At 58.6% G+C, this 22,954-nt stretch carries 17 protein-coding genes; 14 read left to right on the forward strand and 3 right to left on the reverse strand.

Annotated elements, in window-relative coordinates; translation table 11 throughout:
* The 4 genes from A4R35_RS05560 (at position 1) to A4R35_RS05585 (ending at position 5,623) form a co-directional block, all read left to right on the forward strand.
* Positions 1-1,092 carry a LacI family DNA-binding transcriptional regulator gene (locus tag A4R35_RS05560; RefSeq protein ID WP_112427337.1) on the forward strand — a complete coding sequence of 364 codons (1,092 nt, stop codon included), beginning with the start codon at positions 1-3 and terminating at the stop codon, positions 1,090-1,092.
* A 699-nt stretch (positions 1,093-1,791) separates the two neighbouring features.
* A complete protein-coding gene (locus A4R35_RS05570) occupies positions 1,792-3,213 on the forward strand; it encodes a GH1 family beta-glucosidase (protein WP_189361363.1) in 1,422 nt (473 codons plus the stop codon).
* Positions 3,214-3,975: 762 nt separating this feature from the next.
* Positions 3,976-4,698 carry a zinc ribbon domain-containing protein gene (locus tag A4R35_RS05580; protein ID WP_112427342.1) on the forward strand — a complete coding sequence of 241 codons (723 nt, stop codon included), beginning with the start codon at positions 3,976-3,978 and terminating at the stop codon, positions 4,696-4,698.
* A gap of 193 nt (positions 4,699-4,891) precedes the next feature.
* Positions 4,892-5,623: a metal-dependent transcriptional regulator gene (locus tag A4R35_RS05585; protein ID WP_112427344.1), complete on the forward strand. Its 732-nt coding sequence runs from the start codon at positions 4,892-4,894 to the stop codon at positions 5,621-5,623.
* Between the two features lie 61 nt (positions 5,624-5,684).
* Here A4R35_RS05585 and A4R35_RS05590 read toward each other — a convergent pair whose 3' ends face one another.
* On the reverse strand, positions 5,685-6,728 hold the full coding sequence (locus A4R35_RS05590; RefSeq protein WP_112427346.1) for a universal stress protein: 1,044 nt from the start codon (positions 6,726-6,728) through the stop codon (positions 5,685-5,687).
* A gap of 4 nt (positions 6,729-6,732) precedes the next feature.
* A complete protein-coding gene (locus tag A4R35_RS05595; protein ID WP_112427348.1) occupies positions 6,733-7,989 on the reverse strand; it encodes an Nramp family divalent metal transporter in 1,257 nt (418 codons plus the stop codon).
* Positions 7,990-8,417: 428 nt separating this feature from the next.
* Between A4R35_RS05595 and A4R35_RS05600 the strand changes: the two genes are divergently transcribed.
* From A4R35_RS05600 to A4R35_RS05615, 4 genes are all read left to right on the forward strand, one after another.
* Complete coding sequence (locus A4R35_RS05600; protein ID WP_112427350.1) at positions 8,418-8,666, forward strand: hypothetical protein; 249 nt, start codon at positions 8,418-8,420, stop codon at positions 8,664-8,666.
* Positions 8,667-8,716: 50 nt separating this feature from the next.
* Positions 8,717-9,556, forward strand: a complete 840-nt coding sequence (locus A4R35_RS05605) for an SDR family oxidoreductase (protein WP_112427352.1) — start codon at positions 8,717-8,719, stop codon at positions 9,554-9,556.
* 179 nt (positions 9,557-9,735) lie between these two features.
* Positions 9,736-10,740 (forward strand): GAF domain-containing protein, encoded by a 1,005-nt coding sequence (locus tag A4R35_RS05610; RefSeq protein ID WP_112427354.1) that lies wholly within the window; start codon positions 9,736-9,738, stop codon positions 10,738-10,740.
* Positions 10,741-11,023: 283 nt separating this feature from the next.
* Positions 11,024-12,283, forward strand: coding sequence for a lactate racemase domain-containing protein (locus tag A4R35_RS05615; RefSeq protein ID WP_112427356.1), 1,260 nt, complete (start codon positions 11,024-11,026; stop codon positions 12,281-12,283).
* Positions 12,284-12,528: 245 nt separating this feature from the next.
* On the opposite strand, the gene A4R35_RS05620 is transcribed toward A4R35_RS05615, so the two are convergent.
* Complete coding sequence (locus tag A4R35_RS05620) at positions 12,529-13,017, reverse strand: hypothetical protein (protein WP_112427359.1); 489 nt, start codon at positions 13,015-13,017, stop codon at positions 12,529-12,531.
* Between the two features lie 853 nt (positions 13,018-13,870).
* Here A4R35_RS05620 and A4R35_RS05625 point away from each other — a divergent pair.
* The 6 genes from A4R35_RS05625 (at position 13,871) to A4R35_RS05650 (ending at position 22,953) form a co-directional block, all read left to right on the forward strand.
* The gene (locus tag A4R35_RS05625; RefSeq protein ID WP_112427361.1) at positions 13,871-14,998 is read left to right on the forward strand and encodes a DegT/DnrJ/EryC1/StrS family aminotransferase; all 1,128 of its coding nucleotides are present in this window, start codon (positions 13,871-13,873) and stop codon (positions 14,996-14,998) included.
* Complete coding sequence (locus A4R35_RS05630; RefSeq protein ID WP_112427363.1) at positions 14,989-16,170, forward strand: Gfo/Idh/MocA family protein; 1,182 nt, start codon at positions 14,989-14,991, stop codon at positions 16,168-16,170. Before A4R35_RS05625 ends, A4R35_RS05630 begins: the two co-directional genes overlap by 10 nt.
* 34 nt (positions 16,171-16,204) lie before the next feature.
* Positions 16,205-17,668, forward strand: a complete 1,464-nt coding sequence (locus A4R35_RS05635; protein WP_189361365.1) for a nucleotide sugar dehydrogenase — start codon at positions 16,205-16,207, stop codon at positions 17,666-17,668.
* Between the two features lie 71 nt (positions 17,669-17,739).
* Positions 17,740-19,053, forward strand: a complete 1,314-nt coding sequence (locus A4R35_RS05640) for a glycosyltransferase family 4 protein (RefSeq protein WP_112427368.1) — start codon at positions 17,740-17,742, stop codon at positions 19,051-19,053.
* Between the two features lie 47 nt (positions 19,054-19,100).
* Positions 19,101-20,642 (forward strand): exopolysaccharide biosynthesis polyprenyl glycosylphosphotransferase, encoded by a 1,542-nt coding sequence (locus A4R35_RS05645; RefSeq protein ID WP_112427370.1) that lies wholly within the window; start codon positions 19,101-19,103, stop codon positions 20,640-20,642.
* A gap of 253 nt (positions 20,643-20,895) precedes the next feature.
* On the forward strand, positions 20,896-22,953 hold the full coding sequence (locus A4R35_RS05650) for a polysaccharide biosynthesis tyrosine autokinase (RefSeq protein ID WP_112427372.1): 2,058 nt from the start codon (positions 20,896-20,898) through the stop codon (positions 22,951-22,953).
* The last annotated feature ends 1 nt before the right edge of the window (position 22,954 follow it).

Raw genomic sequence — 22,954 nt, forward strand, 5'->3', positions numbered from 1 at the left:
ATGAAGCCAAAGGTGACGATTGAGGACATTGCCCGGTTGGCAGGTGTATCGAAGGCCACAGTTTCGCGGGTGCTCAATGAGCGCAGCAATGTGAAGGCCGAGACACGCGAGCGAGTCCTGCGTGTCATGCAAGAGCAAGGTTTTGTACCCAGTCTGGCGGCAGCGGGACTGGCCGGCGGAAGGAGCAGACTGGTAGGAGTGCTGACTCCACCCTTCACGCAGCCAACCGTTCCCGAGATTCTGCGCGGCGTGGCCGAAGCGATCGAGCACACCGATTATGAAATTGTTCTTTACAGCACGAATGCCGGGCAGAGTCCGACGACGATTGTCAACCGCATTCTAGCGCTGGGGCTGACCTCCTGCCTGCTGGTAATTCAGCCAGGTCCGTTGACTCCACGCCTGTTGCAGCTCGCCTCTCAGGGCTTGCCGGTGGTCGTGATCGACGACCAGGGACCGCCGCCGGAGCTGCCTTCGGTCGGCATCGACAACCGCGTCAGTGCCTATCAGGCCACGATGCACCTGATCCGCCTCGGCTATCGGCGCATCGCCCATCTGCAAGGTCCCGCCGAATTCCGCTGCGCTCAGGAGCGCTACCAGGGCTACCGTCAGGCCCTCGACGACGCTGGTCTCCCCTTTGATCCTGCGCTGGTCTTCAACGGCACCTTCGAGACCGCCAGTGGGAGGGCTTGTGCTGTAGCGCTGGCCACGCTACCGCTTGCGGAGCGTCCCGAGGCTATCTTCATCGCCAATGATCAGATGGCCTTCGGTTTCCTGAGTGCCGCTGAGGCGCTGGGTCTACGCATTCCGCAGGATCTTGCAGTTGTCGGCTTCGACGATATTCCCCTCTCGGCGCATGTGAGGCCAACGCTGACCACTATCAAGCAACCATTCTACGAGATGGGACGCAATGCGGTCGAGTTGCTGCTCTCGCTGCTGCACGGGCCGGCAATGCAGCCCGTAGCTGGCGCGGAGGACGGCTATCAGCCTCCTATCCGTATTCAGCTTCCCACTCGCCTGGTGATTCGTGAGTCTTGCGGAGCGTTGACTTTGCATCGCCGTCAGGAGCAGGAGCATTCTTTGAGCGATGAGTGAGTAAGGGAGTGAAGCCAGAGCGCCAGGCAGGCCAGGTTACTGTAGAGTGTATGACCAGTATACCTGTCATCCTGGTGGCACTGATCCTGTTGTCCTTATCAATCCGCAAGGGGTTGATCACAGCGCCACTCAGCGCCAGAGGAGAGGAGTACCACCGCAGTGAGGCGCTATGGCTTCTACAGCGAGCTGACTTATAGAGAGCAGGCATCATAGAGTGAGTGAGCGCCTAGAGGGCCACGATGGCTCTCCGCTGCTTCTCTCACCTGCTTATTACCCCTTCAGCTCAGTAGGGACGCTTCGTCTCACCTGGTAAAGCAGACATGGATGTGAGTTTAACAGGCAGGGATGCCGCAGGGGTAATCGCCAATCATTTATCGATAGGGCGACTGCGCTTGCGGTCGCCCTATCCTTATTCAAACTCAGTCTGCCTACTTTGCCTCGTCGGGACCAGGAGAAGCGCAACATCAGCCAGCCTCGGTCAGCCTGGGCCTTGCCCACCTGGACGAGCCGAGCTTCCACGCTACACTCTCTGGTAGAGTGCTTAACGATCTCTATCTGTTCTATGTTCTACTAGCAGCATCGGGGGAGACAGAGACACTACCAATGGCAGCCACAGCGATTCAGCCGGTCGCAGCCCGGCCCGAACTCTACTATTCCAGGCAGCGGCTGCTTGCCGCTCCATCTGAACAAGGAGGATTAATGGGTCAACCAGCGCGCACAGCTCCTGATACACTGCCCCTTTCTAATACTCTGGAGATCAGTGTCAGCTTCCCACCCGATTTCCTCTGGGGAGTGGCCACCTCGGCTTACCAGATCGAGGGCGCAGCCTATGAGGATGGGCGCGGCCCTTCCATCTGGGACGCCTTCTCAGGTACACCTGGCAAGACCTACCAGGGCGACACCGGCGACATTGCCGCCGATCACTATCATCGGATGGAGGAGGATGTCGCTCTGATGGCCCGCCTGGGCATCGGAGCTTACCGTTTCTCGATCTCCTGGCCCCGGGTGCTCCCCCAGGGCAAAGGCTCAGTTAATAGCCGCGGCCTCGATTTCTATGAGCGCCTTGTCGATTGTTTGCTCGCTCACAAGATCACGCCGCTGGTCACTCTGTTCCATTGGGATCTGCCCCTGGCGCTCCAGAGCGATGGCGGCTGGCTTAACCGCGAGACGGCCCTGGCCTTTGCCGAGTATGCGGAGATTGTGGCCCGTCGTTTGGGTGATCGCGTACGCTGGTGGGCAACGCTCAATGAACCCTGGTGCAGCGCCTATCTCGGGCATGGGTCCGGCGAGCATGCTCCGGGCCTGCGCGATCTCCAGGCTGCTATCACCGCCGGTCACCACCTCCTGCTAGCACACGGCCTGGCCCTGCCACGCTTGCGTGCCCATACGCGCAGCGATGCTCAACTGGGGATTGTTCTGAATTTCACCCCCGTCTACCCAGCCGATGAGCAGCCCGAGACTCAGGAAAGCGCACAGCAGGCCGATGCCTTCCACAACCGCTGGTTTATTGAGCCGCTCTACTGCGCTCGCTATCCCGAGACGCTCTTCTCGGCATTGCAGGTCCAACCACCAGCGATGGAGGCCTCAGATCTGGAGCTGATTGCTGCTCCTCTCGATTTCCTTGGGGTCAATTACTATACCCGCCTGCTGGTACGCGCTAGCGCTCCGGCTAACGGAGGGCCAATCTCAGCACGCCTGGCCCATGAAACGGTGGCTCCAGTACCCGGCTCCAGCTATACGGAAATGGGCTGGGAGGTCTACCCTTCCGGCTTGAAAGACCTATTGCTGCGCCTTCAACACGAATATCAACCAAAGACGATGGTTGTAACTGAGAACGGGGCGGCTTTTCACGATGAATGGGATGGCAACGAGCATATCCACGATGGCTGTCGGATTGCCTACCTGAGACAGCATATCCAGGCCCTGGGCGAGGCCCTGGCTTCAGGGGCTGCTGTGCGCGGCTACTTTGTCTGGTCGCTATTAGATAACTTCGAGTGGGCCTTCGGCTACAGCAAGCGCTTTGGCATTGTCTATGTCGACTATTCCACTCAGCGGCGCATTGTCAAGGACAGTGGCTACTGGTATGCTTCCTTCATCGCCGCACGTCGCCCTCGCTCCTGAGAGAGTTGGTGAGCTAGAGCAGGTGACGCAACAGCCGGTCGCCTTCGCTCTGGCTCACCACGAGACCTGGCCCGCATTTTTCCCTTCTCTCCTCATCCAGCCTATGTATGGCCTCGCTGCTCCATCCCTCCCGCTTTCAGCAGGCGCAGAGGACCACTGGCTGACCGAGACCGCAAGACGCTGAGCGCAGCAATAGACAACCTGATTGCCTGGGGAACGTCCTGCAGTAGCGCCTGGAGCGGGAGCGGTGAGCGTAACCGTACCTACCCTACATACATAGCCCTCGACTACGTAGCAGGAGAGAGCAGCTTGTGTTCTCGCTCGCCATTGCCTTTTCTCCACGGTCAGATTAGAATGAAAAAGTAGTTCTCCCAGGCGGTAAAGCGGATAGACGAATACGAACCACAGGGATCTGTTGTCCACCTTGCTCGGTCGGGATAGCAGAGCGTCAGGCCCCGACTGGCAGCAGGCACTTGTGGAAGCAGGTGATCCGTGCCCAGGAAGGACTCATCTCACTTTCTCTGACCAAGATGCATCGGCCCCCAGTGGCCGCCACCAAGAGATGGAGGAAAGGCCGACACGCTCCCTGGCAGCAACGGGCGTTGCCTATGACCAGGCAGATGACATGCTTGCAGCCCGGTCTGGCAGCGTGACAACAGCTGATGCCAGCGCCTGCGGGGGTCAGGCCATGCGGCGTGTTGGCTTCGCGCTTTTGAAATTTGGGGAGGGCGCGGCTCTCATCCCTGCCGCGTAAGAAGTGCGATGAATAGATGCTGTCCCAGCTGCGGTCGTGAGAACGATACCACAAGTAGTTTTTGTGCTTTCTGCGGTAGCACCCTGGCGGAGGCATACACCGATCTGACGGAGCTGCTGCCGCGAGAAGAGCAGGCAGGCTATGTGAATGCCCGCTTTCCACTCGCTTCCAACTTGTCCAACCCACTGGACGAGTGGCCGTACAGGTCGTTGACGCCATCGCTCGCTTCACAGGGGGCCTCAGTCCCCTTCTACTCAGGGGGACAGGCAGCCTATGACCCTTATGCTCAGGGAGCAAGCGAGCCAACGCCAGGACCATATCCCCTCTCCGGGGGGCTGCCTGTCTCTGTGGCAGCAGAGAAGCAGCCTCGGCGCCGGGGCTGGAGCGAGGCTCTGATCAGCACGCTGCTGTATCTGTGGGGAGCCTTTCTCTCCCTTTTTGGCGTGGGCGGCCTCTTGTTCCAGATGCCCTCGACGGTGATGGCTATCTTCGTACTAGTAGCCTGCGCCTGCGAGCTGGTACTTCTTCCTCTGGTGTTGATCTATTATCGTCATCCTCATCTGCGTCTGGGCAAACGCCTGCTGTTCGAGGGCCTGACCCTGCTCGTCGGCTTTCTGCTCCTGCTCATTGCAGCAGCCATAGAGGGTCTCTCCGAGCCTCTGGCCTACTTTGCTATGGGCATAGTTTGCCTCCTCTACGGGGTGGTGACAATGGTGCTGGCTTTCTGGTGAGAAAAACCACAGCGGTGGAGAGGCAGCAGGCGCTGATCGGGCGGGTGACCGGATCGCTTAACAGAGCGACCCCTAGGGTCGGCCAAATACCGCCCATTCTCGCCATGTGATCCCTTGCCATACCTTGCTTACATGCTGAAGATGTGATATAGATTTCCTGCATCAGAAATTTCAGACATCGGGATATGAGCGCATGGATGAACCGATACAGGCACTGGCCCCGCGCGTCAGCGATTGCTTGAAGGTCATCTATACCATGCAGGAACGTGGCCAGCGAGTCTCTACCTCGGCGGTGAGCGAACGTCTGGGGGTCAGCGATGCCACCGTGACCTTGCTCTTCAAAGAGTTTGCCAAGGCTGGCTGGGTCCAGCATACTCCTTACCGCGGCGTCTGCCTGACCCCGCTGGGAGAGCGCAAGGCAAAGGAGGTCATCCGCCATCATCGGCTGCTGGAGCTGTATCTGGCGCGCGAACTGGGCTATAGCTGGGATAAAGTGCACGAGGAGGCCGATCGACTGGAACATGTGATCTCGGAAGAGTTCGAGGAACGGCTCGACGCCCTTCTCGGCTATCCAACCGTTGATCCCCACGGCGACCCCATCCCCAGCAAGGAAGGGGTTATTGCCCAACGCCCGGGCCAGCCGCTGTTGGAGGTGCCCGCAGGACAATCTGCCCGTATTCTGCGCGTCAACGACCAGGACGCGGCCAAGCTGCGCTATCTGGGTCAGATGGGCCTCTATCCAGAGGTACGGGTGTATGTGATTGAACGGGTACCCTTCGGTGGGCCGCTGCGCATCCGCGTTGGTGAGGAGAGCCAGGCAGTCGAGCACCTGTTGAGCGCCGAACTGGCCGAACAGATTACGGTGAGCCTCCAGGAAGACGAGGATGATTCGGCGGATCGCCTCCAGCCTAGCTTCTCATCCTAACTGAGAGCCTGGGCTAGACCAGGGCGCTGGCTGGCCGTCAGCCATGAGAGTGAGAGCGCCATTAGAGGTTTGTGGCGCGCACCAGCAGCAGCGGCACGCTCACGCGCCCTACGAGGCGCGGGGCCACACTGCCACTCAGCAGCGCATCCAGCCCGGTCCGACCGTGGCTGGCCAGAACAACCAGATCCAGCTCCTGGCGTTCAAGCAGTTTGACGACCTCTAGCACCGTCTCGCCTCGCAAGACCTCTCCCTGAGCCTTGACCCCCTGACTCTGACACTCCTCGGCGACCTGCTTGAGATAGGAGCGCGCTCCTTGCTCAGCCAGGTCAAGGACAGCGCGCATGGTGGCAGGCAACATAGTGCCTGAGACCGCCTGCTCCCCCGCCAGCGTCGTGAGCGTTGGGATCACAAAGACAAGACGCAGCTCTGCCCCAAAAGTGCGCGCCAGAGCGATGGCCGCCGGCAGTCCTGGCTCGTGTTCCGGAGTCCCATCCAGTGGTACCAGGATACGCCTCAGCTTGAAGGGCGGCGCGCTCCCATCCTTGCGCGGCTGAACCAGCCAGATAGGGCAAGGACCTCGCTGTAGGACCTGCTGAGCAATGCTGCCAAAGAGTAGATCACGTACACCGCCATTACCATGAGTGCACATAACCACTAGATCGCTCTGTAGCTCCTGCACATGCTCCACAATGCCCCGCGCAACGCTCTGTTCACGGTTCTCGTGAACATGCACGGTGACCATCAGGTCTTGCGCCCTCAGACGAGCCGCTACCTCTTCAAGATAGACCCTGGCATCGGCAACGTCACGCAGATGGCGCTCTCCGTGCACCTGAGCAGGCGGATGTTGCTCTAGAATATGCAGGAGCAGGATCTCACCTTGATAGCGCTGGGCCAGGGCAGCTGCGCTTGGGAGCACCGCCTCAGCCAGGCGCGAGCCGTCTAAAGGGACGAGGAGCCTTAGCCTGCCACTCTTCGCCGTGAAGACCTTCCCACGCTCGTGCTCCAGCTCATGCCCGATGCCTTGCGCAACACCCTTCCCGGCATCTTGCTTGATAGGCTGCTTCTGGTCACTATCGCTTTCTCCTTTTTCACGAGCAGGCAACATTCCATCAGCCTCCTGTAAAGACCTGATACAAGAGAAAGATATTGAGGGCAATAATCAAACTGGCAACCAACCAGGCCAGAGCGGTCGTCAGCTGGCTGTTGACCAATACTCCCATGATATCACGGCGCTGCGTAAAGAGAATCAGCGGCACAAGAGCAAAAGGTATGCCAAAGCTGAGCACCACCTGGCTAATTACCAATGTCCGCGTCGGCTCCAGGCCGATCAGGATTACGAGCAGAGATGGCAGCATGGTCACAAGGCGCCGCAACCAGACGGGAATCTGGCGATGGAGAAAGCCCTGCATGATAACCTGGCCCGACATCGTGCCAACGGTCGAGGACGAAAGTCCCGAAATGAGAAGGGAAATGGCAAAGACCCAACTGGCAGCGCTCCCTAGCAAGGGCTGCAACGTACGATAGGCCTCTTCGAGGGTGGCAACCTGGCGTAGTCCAGCTTGAAAAAAGGTGCCTGCAGCCATAATGAGCATCGCTGCATTGACAAAGCCTGCAATGCCCATGGCGATAATCACATCGAGCAGCTCATAGCGGAAGAGGCGCTTCAGACGCACCGGGTCGCGGACAACAATCCTCCCCTGGGTAAGGGCTGAGTGCAGGTAGATGACATGAGGCATGACGGTGGCGCCCAGAATGCCAGAGGCCAGGAGAATGCTCTCAGGGCCGGAGAATTGCGGCACGAAAGCATGATAGGCAATGGTTCCCCAGGCAGGCCGCACGAGTATGGTTTCGATGACGTAACAAAGTGCAATGACACCCACCAGGGCACTAATGACAGCCTCCAAGGGGCGAAAGCCGTAGCGCTCCAGGCCGAGGATGAGAAAGGTGACAATGGCGGTCAGTAGGCCGCCGAGCAGGAGGGGAATGTGAAAGAGGAGCTGAAAGCCGACAGCAGCTCCGAGAAATTCAGCCAGGTCGGTAGCCATAGCCACGATCTCGGCAAGGAGCCACATGCCCCAAACAACAGGACGCGGGAAATAGGTGCGACACATCTCGGGCAGATTCAGCCCGGTGGCAATTCCTAGCTTGGCAGAGAGGGCCTGAATGAGCATGGCCATCAGATTGCTGGCGACAATGACCCAGAGCAGCAGATAACCGAAGCTGGCCCCTCCCTGAATGTTGGTCGAGAAGTTGCCAGGGTCTATGTAGGCCACACTGGCAATGAAGGCCGGCCCCAAAAAAGGCAGCACCCGACGCAGCAGACCACGCCTGGTCTGACCGCTCAGGACCTCGTTGGCCGCTCGCACTGTCCCCCCCTCTCTCCCCCCCCGTTAACTGCGATTTTCGATGACTCGGACCGCATAATAATCTGCTCCTGTCGCGTTCTCGTGCTGAGAAGATGAGACGTGCAGAGAAGATAACCTTGATCACCTCGCGGACATGGCAACCCTCACCCCTAACCGGTCAGGGATACCCTCCTGCCACAACACCTTCCCTGGCCATGTCTGATCCAGCCCACCCCATTATCCAACTTTTTAAATTTTTAAAATAAAAGTTTTCCTTCTCTTAAAAGAGAAGTATACGTCCCGCGGCAGCCCCTGTCAAGGGAAGAAAGAGCCCAGTGGAGAAGAAGCCAGAAAAGGCCAGGCAGGAACATGAGTAGCTCATTCGAAATTTCCGGTTTGTTGAACCTCCGCCACGTCCCGGATTGCAGTGAAGCGAGGATGGTCAGCTTATGATCCGGTTCCGTTCGGAGCACGAGCAGGACCTGCGAGTGCCGCTCCTGAACTCATTTCTGAGCACGCCACACGGCAAGCTACCAGAGCCGGTGTCGCTGCACCAAGATGCGCTGGCGGATGATCCGCTGTTCTGTGGCCATCTGGCTCTGTGGTACGTCGCACATGGCGAGGTACGTGATCGTAACGATCCGCCTATCGTTTACCAACCTACCAGGTCTACGGGAGAAGAGAGAGGTCAGATATAGCGCCTGCTGCATATTTGAAGATCAAAAGAGGAAAGTGAGGATACCATAAAATGAGTGAGCGCCTTGCTGATGAGCAGGAGTTATTCACCATTGCCAACCAAACAGCGGTGATCACCGGCGGCACCGGCGTGCTCGGAGGAAGTATGGCTCGCTTCCTGGCTCGTTGTGGAGTCCGTGTCGCCCTTCTCAGTCGCCGCGCCGGCCCCACAAGCGAGATCGTGCGCACGATTCGCCACGAGGGAGGGGAGGTCCTGGGGCTCCCTTGTGATGTAGGCGACCGTCAGGCTATCGAGCAAGCGGCCAGAGAGATTGAGGCCACTTTTGGGCGCGCGACCATCTTAATCAACGCCGCCGGCGGGAATCGCGAGGCCGCTTCGACGAGCTCACAGCTGCCCTTCTTCGATCTGACGCCGGCGGCCCTGCATGAGGTGCTGACACTCAACCTCATCGGCACCTTCTATTGCTGCCAGGTCTTCGGGCGCGGCATGGTTGCCGAGGGGAGGGGAAGCATCGTCAATATCGCTTCTATGGCCGCGCTGCGCCCACTAACGCGTGTCCCTGCCTACGGAGCAGCCAAGGCGGGCGTCGTGAATCTGACACACTGGCTGGCTGTTTACATGGCTCAGGAGTACAGCCCCGCCATTCGTGTCAACGCCATAGCCCCCGGCTTTTTCTTAACCGAGCAGAACCAGAGGCTCCTCATTGATCCCTCGACAGGCAGCCTGACCGAGCGCGGGCGTCGCATTCTCGACCATACTCCTATGCAACGCCTCGGCCAGCCAGAGGATCTCTTCGGTACCTTGCTCTGGCTGCTGAGTCCTGCCTCGGCTTTCGTTACAGGTATCGTGGTTCCGGTCGATGGCGGTTTCTCCGCCTACGCCGGTGTCTGAAGCCAGCATCTATCGATGATCGTTGATTGATAATACATAGCGAAGCGAGCGTTTATTTCGCTGTCGCAGAAAGGGTCGATTCGCGTTGATATTTACACAGGATTGGGTTAAAATGAGACAGTCATAGGCAGATCAGGACCAGCGAGGCAGCACTCAACAATCCCTAGGTAGAGGCAACTATGACAAAGCTGGAGACCTGGCGGAGACTGCTGGAGCAGGCCATTAGCAACGCGCACGAGCTTCGACGCCTGGCGCAGGCTGTCGGTGTCAATAGCGTCACCATCGCGCGCTGGGCCAAAGGGCAAAGCAGCCCGCGCACGGAGCATCTGCGGCAGCTCTATCAGGCCGTGTTCCGCTCCCATCCAGTGTTGGCGGAGCATCTGCGACAGGCCCATCCTGAGCTCCTGGGCAGGCCAGCCATCAGCGACAGCGAAGACCAGCAGATCCCGTCGACCTTTTACCGCCGTATCCTCACTACCTGTCTGGAATGCGCACCGGCGCTCCGCTCCGTGACCATGCGCAACCTTATTTTGCAGCAGATGATCAGCCAGTTTGATCCTCATGAGCTTGGGCTGAAAGTTACCCTTATCCAGTGCGTGCCCCCTAGTCTGGCCACCCAACAAGTGCGCAGCCTACGCATCGTCCAGGGGCGTGGCACCCCACCCTGGCGCTCGCTGCCAGAGCCGGAGCTACTTCTGCTGGGGGCCGAATCGCTGGCCGGTCACTGCGTAGCCTCTGGCCACTACGCCATCATTCCAAGCCGGGAGGACCTCACCTACTATTTCCCTACCCATAGCGAGCCTTTCACAGAAAGCATGCTAGCCTATCCTCTTCTGCAGGGGGGGAAGATCGCTGGCTGTCTTTCCATTGCCAGCACCCAGCGCAACTATTTCCATCAGGCCCAGCTTGACCTGGCCCGCGACTACGCCTATCTTCTGGCTTTGAGTTGTGAGCCGGAAGAATTCTTTGACAGCAGCCAGATCGCGCTGGGCATTATGCCCTCCGCAGCCGAGCAGCGTCCCTATACTATCAGCTCCGTTGGCCGCGTGCTAGAGCAGCTGCGCCAGGCCGCTCTGCACGGTACTCCCCTCTCATACAAGCAGGCTGAGCTACGCGTGCTCCATGAGATTGAAGAGGAACTCTTGCTGCTTGGTCAGCGCTGGCAAGGTCTCACTATCCACTAGAGCCCTTGGCCAGCGCGGCAAGCAGACAAACAGACAATCAAATAGCCAGTCTAACGCACCATAGCCAACCAATTCAGTAGAAGACCCTGGCCTGCAATGCAGGTGATACAATCAGTGACAAGGGGGAAGCAAGAAAGTCAGCTTGCCTTCACGCTGCATCCAGCCCCTACTAGGCCTACTAGGCCGACCCTCGCGGATGCTGCTCCCGCATTCCGCGGTGGCCAGTGAGCAAAGAAGAGAACATAAGCACTCAGGCAAGACACCCAAAGGAGAGAAACTTGCGATGCTGCTTGGCGAGGGAAGTACCAGCGAGACACTCAGTTCCAGCCAGGTGAGCGACCTGCTCCAGCGCGCCCTCGAACCGCTAGCCCTTGCAGGCAAGCGCGTCCTGGTCATCATTCCCGATGGAACGCGCAGCGCTCCTATCCCTCTCTTCTTCCGCCTCCTGAATGAGCAACTATACAGCCGAGTAGCGCAACTAGACTATCTCATCGCCCTCGGCACCCATCCCCCTCTCAGTGAGGCCGCTATTACGGCCCTGGTGGGCTTCTCAGCGGAGGAGCGTGCGCAGTCCTATCCCGGCCTGCGCATCTTCAACCACCAGTGGGATCGACCCGCGATGTTGCACGCTCTCGGCACCCTGAACGCCGAGGAAGTTGATCAGCTGACTGAAGGACTGCTCAGAGACGAGATTGTCGTCTCCCTGAACCGCCGCATCCTTGACTATGATCAGCTGATCATCTGCGGTCCGGTCTTTCCGCACGAGGTTGCCGGTTTTTCAGGCGGGGCCAAGTATCTTTTCCCTGGCATAGCCGGGCCAGAAATTATCAATACTACCCACTGGCTAGGAGCCCTGGTCACCAGCTTGCACACGATCGGCGTGAAAGAGACACCAGTACGTCGCCTGCTGCATCGCGCCGCCGAACTGGTACCCAGGCCACTGCTCGTCCTTGCCCTTGTAATGCAAGGGCAGGATCTGCACGGACTCTACATCGGTGACTACCAGCAGGCCTTCGAAGCAGCGGCAGACCTCTCCGCGCGCCTCAACATCGTTACTCATCCACACCCCTACCAACTGGTGCTAGCCGTGGCTGCTCCACTCTATCCCGACCTCTGGACTGGTGCCAAAGCCATGTACAAAACTGAGCCAATTGTAGCCGACGGCGGCGAGGTCATCATCTATGCCCCCAAGATTACCGAATTCTCCTATACCCACGGCCCCCTGATCGAGCGCGTTGGCTATCACGTGCGCGACTACTTTCTCAAGCAACCTGAACGCTTTCGCACGATCCCCGGCACCATTAAAGCGCATAGCACCCATGTCAAAGGGGCCGGCAGCTACGACGCCACAACAGGGCGCGAGCTGCCGCGCATCCAGGTCACGCTTGCAACCGGTATCGATGCTGAACGCTGCCAGCGTGTCAATCTGGGCTATCGCGATCCACAGTCAATCGATCCCGAAGCCTGGAAAGGACTAGAGGACGAGGGCATTCTGGTGGTCGAACATGCCGGCGAAGTGCTCCACCGCCTCCAGTACTCCTGAGCAAGTCAGGGGTGCTCAGCCACCATCACCAGAAAGCAGAGGCAGCTCCAAAACGTTCAGAGACCAGTTACTCCTGGCCGATCACGGACTGGGTGACACCAGAAACAGACAGAGGCCAGACGGATGAGAGAGGTCTGGATCAGCAGAGAGGAGAGACGTCCGCAGAGCTGACCCCGCCTCTCTCTACTTGCCTGCTCACCCTGGCTGTCAGACCAGCTGGCCATTCGGCTCAGCCCTCTGCCAGCTTAGACTACCTCACGCTGGGCCATATCCCCAGCATAGGTCAGGCATGTCAGACTGCACCCTCGCTCGCGCACATTTGAGATCTCCAAACCAAAGTGATGCAGCTTGCTACGCACCGACGAGAGAGCACGGCGGAGCGGACGCAACTCCTGCTGCCAGCGCTGGCTGCCCTGGGCTTCTAAGAGGCGCTGACGACAGCGAGCGATCGAGCTGGCGGTCACCGGAGCCGACGACAAACTGGCTAGCAGAACCTCGTAGGGGCAATAGTGAGGAAAAGCCTGTAAAATAGGTTCAAGCACACGCAATTCATTGATACTGAATTGCTGATCAAGTATCATTTTTCCATCACAAAGTAAAGAGAGCGTCCGCGTGCCTAAACTCAAGGCCAGCGTCTGACCAGGAGGCAAGAGATCCTGAAAAGCAAAATGGAGAATGCGCGTCTCTGTCCCTTTTCGACGTTTTCTAAAACGAGTTAATGTCTGCTCTGACATAGTGTTTTTTTCCTTCATGCCTAAGCGACAAACCAAATCATACGAGCCAGAGAAGAGCTGACGAACCCGGCAAGATGCCAGGCCAACTCCTTCCGTCAAGGTCAGACAAGCCCCTGTGCAGCAGGGTCCACCCGTCTGTACGCCTGTCCATTGGGATGAGGGGCCAGGCCGGTCGTACTGCCTGGACGAGAGCCCAGCCTCGCAGCCGGCAGCGATTGGAGCGCCCATGAATGAATCGACACATACCAATCACAGCCTTCGCTGAAGGGATATATAGCACAGGCATTCGCTGGACCATAGGCGAGTAGCCAGAATTGCCGGGGAGGTCCTACGAGTGGCTACCAGGCTCCATCAGCCCAGGAAGCCGATTGACGCCTTCTCGCCTACCTCCAGCAGCCACTGAGCGGTGTGTATTTGTTAACCCGAGTCAGCGGTAAATATTACCCGGAAAAACGGTTATCAATTCCCGACAAAATAGCCATCAACGGGACGACAATTGCAACCAGGTCAGCTATACTGGTCTTCGGCAGTGTGGCAGCGCCAGGATAGAGCGCTGCTCGAGTAGTGTGGAAGGGACTGTTTTCTCAATACTTTCCTAACAATTCGCAAAGAAAGAGCGTTGCTGAGTGGCGCAGGAGCGTCGAGGCCAATGCCTTTGGCTTATGTCTAAAAATCATCATCTGGCCAGCATGCAGGCTTTGAGAAGCATCCCGATTGCCCGGTAGAGAGAGGCCACCTCCCGCATCTTGCCGCTGACCAGTGAGTGACCCACGGCTCTAGCACTGCTCCGCTTGGTCATACGCAGGCGATTTGACCAGATTCGATCGATGGCGCAGTGAGAAGTGAGAAAGCGATGATTCCGATTGCTCGTCCCCTGTTGGGAGCTGAGGAGGAGGCTGCTATTCGCGAGGTATTGACCTCGGGTCTGCTTGCTCAGGGCAAATACGTCGCTGCGTTTGAGCAGCGTTTCGCCGAACTCTGCCAGGTTGGTGCCGCGATTGCCGTTTCCTCGGGCACGGCGGCTCTTCATCTCGCCCTTCTGGCTCATGATATCGGCCCGGGAGATGAAGTGATCACCACGGCCTTCAGCTTTGCGGCCACCGCGAATGTGATCTTGTTGGTGGGTGCCACACCGGTTTTCGTCGACATCGAGCCGGAAACTTATACTCTTGACCCCACACAGGTAGAGCTGGCCCTCAGCGAGCGTACGCGCGCCATTCTTCCTGTCCATCTCTACGGTCATCCCTGCGACCTGGGTCGCTTGCTGCCGCTGGTCGAGGCCCACAAATTGATCCTGCTCGAAGATGCCTGCCAGGCCCATGCCAGTAGCTTCGCCGGGAAGCCGGTGGGGAGCTTCGGCACAGGCTGCTTCTCGTTCTATGCGACGAAGAACATGACCACCGGCGAAGGCGGGATGATTACCAGTGACGATCCCGAGGTGGCCGCCCGGCTGCGTCTTCTGCGCAACCACGGCCAGGCCAGTCGTTATCACCAGATTGGCCTGGGCTATAACCTGCGTATGACTGACCTGCAGGGCGCTCTGGGTCTGGTCCAGCTGGCGAAACTGGAGGAGTTCACACGGCGACGCATCGCTAACGCCACTTACCTGAACCAGCATCTGGCCGGCATTGTGCAGACGCCGATTACTCGCCCGGGTTGCCGTCATACCTATCATCAGTACACCATTCGCGTTCCTGCCCACCGCGATGAGATCGCCGCTGAGCTGCACCGGCGCGGCATCGCCACCGCCGTCCACTACCCCGTTCCTATCCACCAGCAACCTTTCTACCGCAGCCAGGCGAGCCGCTTTTATGTGGTGAATCCCGAGCGGCGGCAGCGCGTGCGCGGAGACAGCCCTCTGGCTCAGCTGCCGGAGACGGAACGGGCGGCGCGCGAGGTGCTCTCGCTGCCAGTGCACCCCGCCCTGACTCAAGATGACCTGGAGACCATCGCCCGGGAGGTGATTGCTCTATGCAGCTGAGAGTAGCAGTGGTCGGCGCCGGCTCAATGGGCTGGAACCACTTGCGCGTCTTGAAGGAGCTGGAGGACTCGGTTCAGCTTGTGGCTGTCGCCGAAACCAATCCCAGCGCTCTCCAGCGCGCGGTTCAGCGCTTCCACATCGCCGGCTATAGCGACTATCGCCAGATGCTGGATGAGCAACGCCCCGAGCTGGTCGCGGTGGTCGTCCCGACTCACCTCCACTGTGAGGTGGCCGCTTTCGCTCTGGATCTCGGCCTCAATGTCCTGGTAGAAAAGCCCCTGACCAGTACGGTCGAGGAGGCTGAGGCGTTGATCGAGCTAGCCCGTCAGCGCGATGCTCGTCTGGCAGTGGGCCACATCGAGCGCTTCAATCCAGCGGTGACAGAGGTGAAGCGCCGCTTGAACGCTGGTACTCTCGGACGCATCTTCCATCTCCATGCGCGACGTATCGGACCGTTCCCACCGCGCATCCGCGACGTCGGCGTGACCCTCGACCTGGCCTCGCATGAGATCGACACGATGCGCTATCTGGTGGACGCCGAGATCAGCCAGGTTTCGGCTCAAATCCAGCAGCATATCCACCGTACCTGCGAGGATTTGCTGCTGGGGCTGCTGCGCTTCAGCAACGATGCTCTGGGAGTACTGGATGTCAATTGGTTGACGCCTACCAAGGTGCGTGAGCTGACCATCACCGGTGAGAAGGGGATGTTCTTGGTGAATTATTTGACTCAAGATGTCTTTTTCTACGAGAACGACTATTCCCCTACTTCCTGGGATGCCCTGCGTTCCCTGACAGGCGTGAGCGAGGGAACCATGATCCGCCTGAAGGTACAGAAGGCGGAACCGCTGCGCCGCGAGTATGAGGATGTGATTCGCTCGATCATGAGCGATAGTAGCCCTTCTGTCTCGGGAGAGGATGGCCTGGCTGTGCTGAAGGTGGTTCAGCAGCTGCTGGCTTCGGCGCTAGCCAACAATGGCCTTCTATCCCAGGCCCAGGAGCCGCATATCTCGCCTGAAGAGGCCGACCGCAGCTCGACAGCAGGGTCCAGCACGGCAGTTTCTCACCAGCGAGGGCCGAATGAGCAGATTCTCCCTCGCCGTATTGCCAGCCCCTCTTCTCTCACCCTGCCACAGAGGCATGAGGAGCATCCCAGCACCCTGGGAGGCAGCTAGACGAGGGATGAGAGACTGCAACGCAGAGAAGAGCATGGAGAAGAGATTGTCAAGCGAGTCAATAGCCACCTTGCCACCAGCCACGGCGGTCGTTGTCGGTCTGGGCAAGATTGGCTTGCCGCTGGCCGTGCAGTATGCTCGTCACGGCTGGTATGTCATTGGCTGCGACGTGAATCCTGACGTGGTTGAGCAGATCAACGCTGGTCGCTCCCATATTCATGAGGAACCTGGCCTGGAGGAAGCGGTGGCACAGCTGGTCCAGGAGGGACGCTTACGTGCCACGAGCGACACGACGGCTGCTGTACGCCAGGCGCGCGCCGTCGTGGTGATTGTGCCAGTCCTCATGGATGAGGCTCATCGCGCCAATCTTACAGCCCTGGAGGCCGCTACCCGCTCCATTGGCAGAGGGCTACAGCCCGAGACACTGGTGCTCTATGAGACAACCCTGCCGGTGGGAACGACCGCCCACCACCTGGCCCCATTGCTGGAGAGCGAGTCTGGTCTGCAGGCCGGCTCCGATTTCTGGCTGGCCTATAGTCCCGAGCGGGTCTCTTCCGGCACCATCTTCCGCGACCTGCGCCTCTACCCCAAGGTTGTGGGAGGGTTCAATCCCCCCAGCACGGAGGCAGCTGTGGCCTTCTATCGTTCGGTGCTCGATACTTCCGAGATTATTGTGATGCCCTCGACTGACGATGCTGAGTTTGTGAAGCTGATCGAGACAACCTATCGCGATGTGAATATTGCTCTGGCTAACGAGTTCGCTCGCTTCGCCGATGCTCACGGCCTGGATGTGCAGGCAGCCATCGCCGCCGCCAACAGCCAGCCCTATTCTCATATCCATACACCGAGCGTTGGAGTCGGTGGCCACTGTATCCCTGTTTATCCCTACTTTTTGCTGGCTGGCGCTGAAGCAGTCACCGAGCAGGTCGATGGCTTCGCTCCTCTGCTCCAGCTTCCCCGCCAGGCTCGCGCCATCAACGATAGCATGGCCACTTATGCCGTCCGGCGCCTCGAAATGGCCCTTGGTTCCTTACGGGGACAGACGGTTTTGATCCTGGGCATTGCTTACCGCGGCGATGTACGCGAGCTGGCCTTTAGCAGCGCAGCTTTGCTGCGCACAGCTCTGGAGAAGCGGGGGGCGCACGTACTCGCTGATGATCCGCTTTTCAGCTCCGAGGAAATCCGAGCCGCTGGCTATACCCCCTTCTCTCCTTCGGAGGCTGCCGCGGTGAGGGCGATTATTCTGCAAGCAGCTCATACCGCTTATCGCTCTTTTGATTTTCGTCCTTTTAGCCACTGCCAGGTGGTGCTCGATGGTCGCCAGGCCCTGCAACGCTCCGCCATTGAGGCGCTTGGCATGCGCTACCTCGCTATCGGTGACGGTAGCCCGGGCAGAAGCAGGCAGAGACAGCTGGCGGCTTTCCGCAGGCGGGAGGCCACAGCCTCTAGTCAGGAAACAGCAGCGACTACGCGCCATCGTCCAAAAAGTGCTCATTAGAGACGGTCGACGTCGACTTATTCATACAGCTCTCGTTCTCGCAGCGCTGAAGATGAGGAATAAAAAGATCTATGGCATATATTCTCTTCCTGACTCTGTATTACCCTCCAGAGAAAGGGGCAGCAGCTTCACGAATCAGTCAGTATGCTGAACATCTTGTGCAGCGAGGTCACCAGGTCACAGTCCTGACAACGGTGCCGAATTATCCGACCGGCGTGGTCCCGCCAGAGTACCGTGGGCACCTGCTCCAGGAGGAGACGCGAGCTGGTGTGCGCGTGGTACGCGTTTGGAGCTACACGAGTCCCAACCGCGGCTTCCTGCGCCGTATCCTGGCTCATCTCTCCTTTGGCTGTCTGGCTCCCATCCTGGGAGCGCGCGCAGTCGGTCGTCCCGACCTGCTGGTTGTCGAGTCGCATCCCCTCTTTAATGCCATCGCTGGGCGTCTGCTGGCCCGCTGGAAAGGCAGCCCCTATGTGTTCACAGTCTCGGACCTCTGGCCGGAGTCGGCGGTGCAGCTTGGCGTACTACGCAATCGTCTGCTGATCCGCCTGGCCGAGTGGCTAGAGTGGTCCTCCTACGAGCGCGCCAGCCTGGTCTGGGTTCTTACCGAGGGGATACGTGATCAGCTGCTGCGCCGCGGTCTGGCAGCTGAGAAGATTTTCTTTCTGACGAACGGCGTTGATACGAGCAAGTTCTTCCCTCGTCCACAGGCCGAGGCGCGGCAACACCTGGGCTGGGAGGAGCGATTTACGGTGCTCTACGCTGGTACTCTTGGCATCTCTCATGGCTTGACCACCGTCCTGGATGCCGCCGAGCAGCTGCGCTCCTATCCCGCAATTCGTATTCGCCTGGTCGGTGACGGCGGCGCCAAGCCCGAGCTGCTGGCTGAGGCGCGCCGACGCGGACTGGAGAATGTCATCTTCATGGACCCGCTCCCTCACGAGCAAGTTCCTCTGCTGCTGGCCGCCGCCGATGCTTGTCTGATCATGATGCGCAAGCTCCCTCTCTTTGAGGGGGCCTTGCCCTGCAAAATGTACGAGGCCCTGGCCTGCGGACGCCCGATTTTGCTAGCCGTCGATGGGGAAGCCCGTCGGCTGGCCGAAGAGGCCGGCGCCGCTATTTTCGTCGAACCGGAAAACCCCACTGCCCTGGCTCAAGCCATTGTACAGCTCTATGAGCAGCCGGCCCTGGCTCAGGCTCTTAGCGCCCGCGGTCGCGCGCTGGCCGAGGAGCGTTTCGACTATGACCAACTGAGCGCCCGCCTCGACGCCCAAATCGCCGCCCTTTTGCCATCCTCTTCCTTCACTCCAACACTGCCTTCTTTAGCGCAAGAACAGCAACATGAGCAAAAATACAAGGCGAATAAATCTATTTCATATAGATAGATAGAAAGGTAGCAGATGTCTGGCATAGGAGAGAAAGGGAGGAAGATATGTTAAAAGAGCAAGAATATCAGCAGCAAAGCGAACCAGTGTCGAGGCAAAGTTATCAGGGTAGCGCCGCCATTCTGGCTTTGTCCACCACCTCTCACTGTGAGCAGAGGCAGCTTGGCCTGCGAACGAGACGGCGCATCTCCAGCAACGACTGGCGGCTCATTCTGATTGGCGGCGATAGTCTACTATTGCTGGTGACCTTCACCCTGCTGATAGTACACAATCAGCCACCAGTGGAAAGCAGTAGTCGCCTGATCACACCCTGGGAAACGCACCTCGCCTGGATCGGCTGCGCTGGGCTTCTCTGGGGCTTTGCCGCCCGCCTGACCCGCGCCTACGACCTCAATGGCATGTCAAGCCGCCTGGTCAGCCCTCTACGAGCTATCATTACACTGCTCCTACTGGCCGGCCTCTGGTTTGCCCTGAGCGCCACACTGGAAGGCCACGCCTTGCGTTCCTTGCTGCTCACAACTCTCTCCTTTACCGGTGTCAGTCTTCCTCTGATCGCCGGCTGGCACCTCGCCATCGCCCAATGCTTGCACATGCCTCCCTTTCGGCGCCAGGGGGTGATTGTCGGGCTCAACACCATCGGCGAAGCAATTGCACGAGAGCTGCAAGCTGCTCCCAGACGCTCAACCATCGATATCGTGGGCTATATCACAGAGGAGGAGAACCCACTGGCGCAGGCCGAGCCTGAGCGGCAGCTGCCTCTGCCCATTCTGGGCGGACGAGCTACGCTGCAGCGCTTGATTGAGCAGCAAGCCATTGACGTGCTGATTATGGCCACCGAGTATCAGGAGAATCCAGCCCTGGTACAGGACGCCATCACTGGGACCCACCTGGGGATCTCACTGGTACCCGCCCTCTGCGTCTATGAGAACGTCAGCGGCAAGATCCCTGTGGAGCAGATCGGGGGACAATGGTATATTGCCTTGCCAGGTGCCAACCTTTCTCCTCTCTACCTCTGCTGGCGCAAAGCACTCGATTTCACCTTTGGTCTCTTAGGCTTGCTGGTACTGATCTTGCTGCTGCCGCCACTGGCACTACTGATCCGTCTTGATTCGCCCGGTCCCCTCTTCCACTGTCAAGAGCGCCTGGGCAAGAATGGGCGCAAGTTCAAGATGTACAAATTCCGCTCAATGCACGTCGATGCCGAACCAGAGGGAAAGGCGATGTGGGCCAGCCACAACGATGCACGGGTGACACGAGTAGGACGCTTTCTGCGGGCAACTCACCTTGACGAGCTTCCCCAGGTCCTCAATATTCTGCGCGGGGAGATGAGCCTGATCGGCCCACGGCCCGAGCGGGAAGAGTTTGTGACCGTCCTGGAAAAAACGATCCCCTTCTATCGCTGCCGGCTGAGCGTTCCCCCGGGCCTAACAGGCTGGGCTCAGGTCAAATATCACTATACTTTTACCAGTCAGCAGGCACTGGAAAAGCTACAATACGATCTCTATTATATTAAGCACCAATCATATATACTAGATATTCTAATTCTTTTAAGAACGATTATTGAAGTGATTAAATTGCGCGGTGTCTAAGTGCTTCGCCCGCTGAGAGCCAGCACTTTTGCGCGGAGATCCCCGCACGAAAGGAGGCAGGCAGATAGGCCGGTGTTTCTGGGGAGAAGAGGAACCAGCCCTGGCCCAGCCCAGCACCGAATCTGCTCATTCGGGGAACAGGACCTTCTTACCACTCTTTCCCCAGAAGTTTACAATTCTCAGCCAGGATCGATACATATAACAATGAGAGCAAAGACAGGGCAAAGGTATCTGCAAGAGAGGAACACCTAGAATGACGATTGCTCAGTACGCAGCCGTGCTAGCCAAGCGCTGGTGGCTGGTTGTCATCTGCTGCATGGCGGTCGGCATCGGGGCCCTGATCGCCAGCAAGCTGATGACTCCCCTCTACCAGGCGTCGGTCCTCATGCAAGTCACCGTTCGCACGGGCAACAATTTGGCTGACTATAATAATCTTTTGGCCAGCGACCAGCTTGTCGATACCGAGGCGACACTGGTCACGAGCCAGCCAGTCCTTACAGCAGTGGCTTCCCATTATCCAGGCTTGAGCGCTTCCACGCTGGCCTCGCGTGTCTCCACTACTACAGAGACAAATACGCAGCTATTCAAGATCTCTGTCCTGGATGAAAGTCCAACGCGGGCCGCGGCCCTAGCTAATGATATAGCTCAGACATTTATTCAGCAACAAGATGCCGCTATCCAGCAAGACAATCAACGTTCTCAACAACAGCTACAACAAGAGCTTACTTCTACAGAGCAGCAAATCAACAGCGTTAGCGATCAGATCAGCAAAATTGAGAGTACCACTAATGATCAGCAGCAGATCAGCATGCTGCAAGCCCGGCTCAAGGCTCTGCAGGACCGCTATTCTCAGGTTCAGGATGCTCTTGTTCAACTGGAGTTGACCGAAGCGGAAAACGGGAATTTTCTGCGTGTTGTCCAGCAGGCCTCTCCCCCGACCAGTCCAGCTCAGCCACGTATCTTACTTAACACCGGGGCAGGGCTGGTAACTGGCCTTCTCATCGGCGTGCTACTAGCGCTGCTGCTGGAACAGCTTGATACACGGGTGCGTACCGGCGAGCTGCTGGCTCAGCTCTTCGGCTACCCCGTTCTCGCGACCGTCTGGCGAGTGCGCTCCTCGGAGGAGAAAGAGATCTTTAATCCCAAGGAGCATGCTGGCCTCATTGAGTCCTATCGCATCCTTCGCACGAACATCGGTTTCTCTTCTATTGATACACCTGTCAACTATCTCTTAATCACCAGCTCTGTGCCGGGAGAGGGCAAGAGCACGGTTGCCGCGAATCTGGCTATTTTTATGGCGAAGGCGGGGAAGCGGACTCTGCTTGTGGATGCTGACATGCGCCGCCCAATGCTGCATCGCCTCTTTGGGGTCTCCGCTGCTGAAGCCGGCCTGAGCAGCGCTATTATGGCCATGAGTCAGTCATCGACGACGCCCTTGCCAAGCGTCTCGTCTTCACGCCAGCGCCCAACTGAGCAGGGAGGTATTCTCGATAGCTTTCTCTATGAGACCAGCACTACCAATCTCTGGCTGATGCCAGCCGGGCATCTCCCTCCAAATCCGCCCGAGCTGTTGGATTCGCAGGCCATGCGTAACCTGCTATCGAACCTGGCGGATTACTATTTCGATATCGTGATCTTCGATGCACCGCCGCTGTTAGGCCTGGCCGATGCCAGTATCCTGGCTTCACGGGTCGATAGCGCTCTCTTAGTGGTCGACATCACGCGCTCTCGGAAAGAGCATATCCGCCAGGCGCGCGCCCTCCTGCGCCAGACAGGCGTACGCATCATCGGCTGTGTTGTCAATAAGCAGCAACAGCAGCGCGGTAGTATCACCCCCTACTACTACCAGGCAGCAGGCGATGAGCACAGTGAACAGGCAGGAGCGGAACTGACAAGCAGCCGCTGGAGACAGGAACACCAGCAGGCCGCGCTGGCGAGAAGAGAGCACTCTCCGGCTGCCGCAAGGGGAGTACATCAACCTTCATCCGCACCACAGCCGACAGGAATGCCTGCAACGGCCAGCCAGCAGCGCACTGGGTCAAGTCAGTCACTGACGGAGCCAGCCACTCCTGCCCAGGTTCAGCGAGTCATGACCTCCGTGACCGGGATCGGATCAGGGTCGGACGGGAAAAGTTCGCCGGTCCCAGCTCGTCCGCGCCTGACACGCGAGCGTCCCGGCAGTCCCAACGCTCCAGCGGAGGCAGCCGAAGGCCCTGCTCCACGTCCAGGACAGCGTGGCTCCGATATTACTGAGCTGAAAACGCTGGAGATGCCTTCGATAGAACCGCATAGACAGCGCGGAGAGCGATAAG

The organism is Thermogemmatispora tikiterensis, from assembly GCF_003268475.1.
In the GTDB taxonomy this organism is placed as follows: Bacteria; Chloroflexota; Ktedonobacteria; order Ktedonobacterales; family Ktedonobacteraceae; genus Thermogemmatispora; species Thermogemmatispora tikiterensis.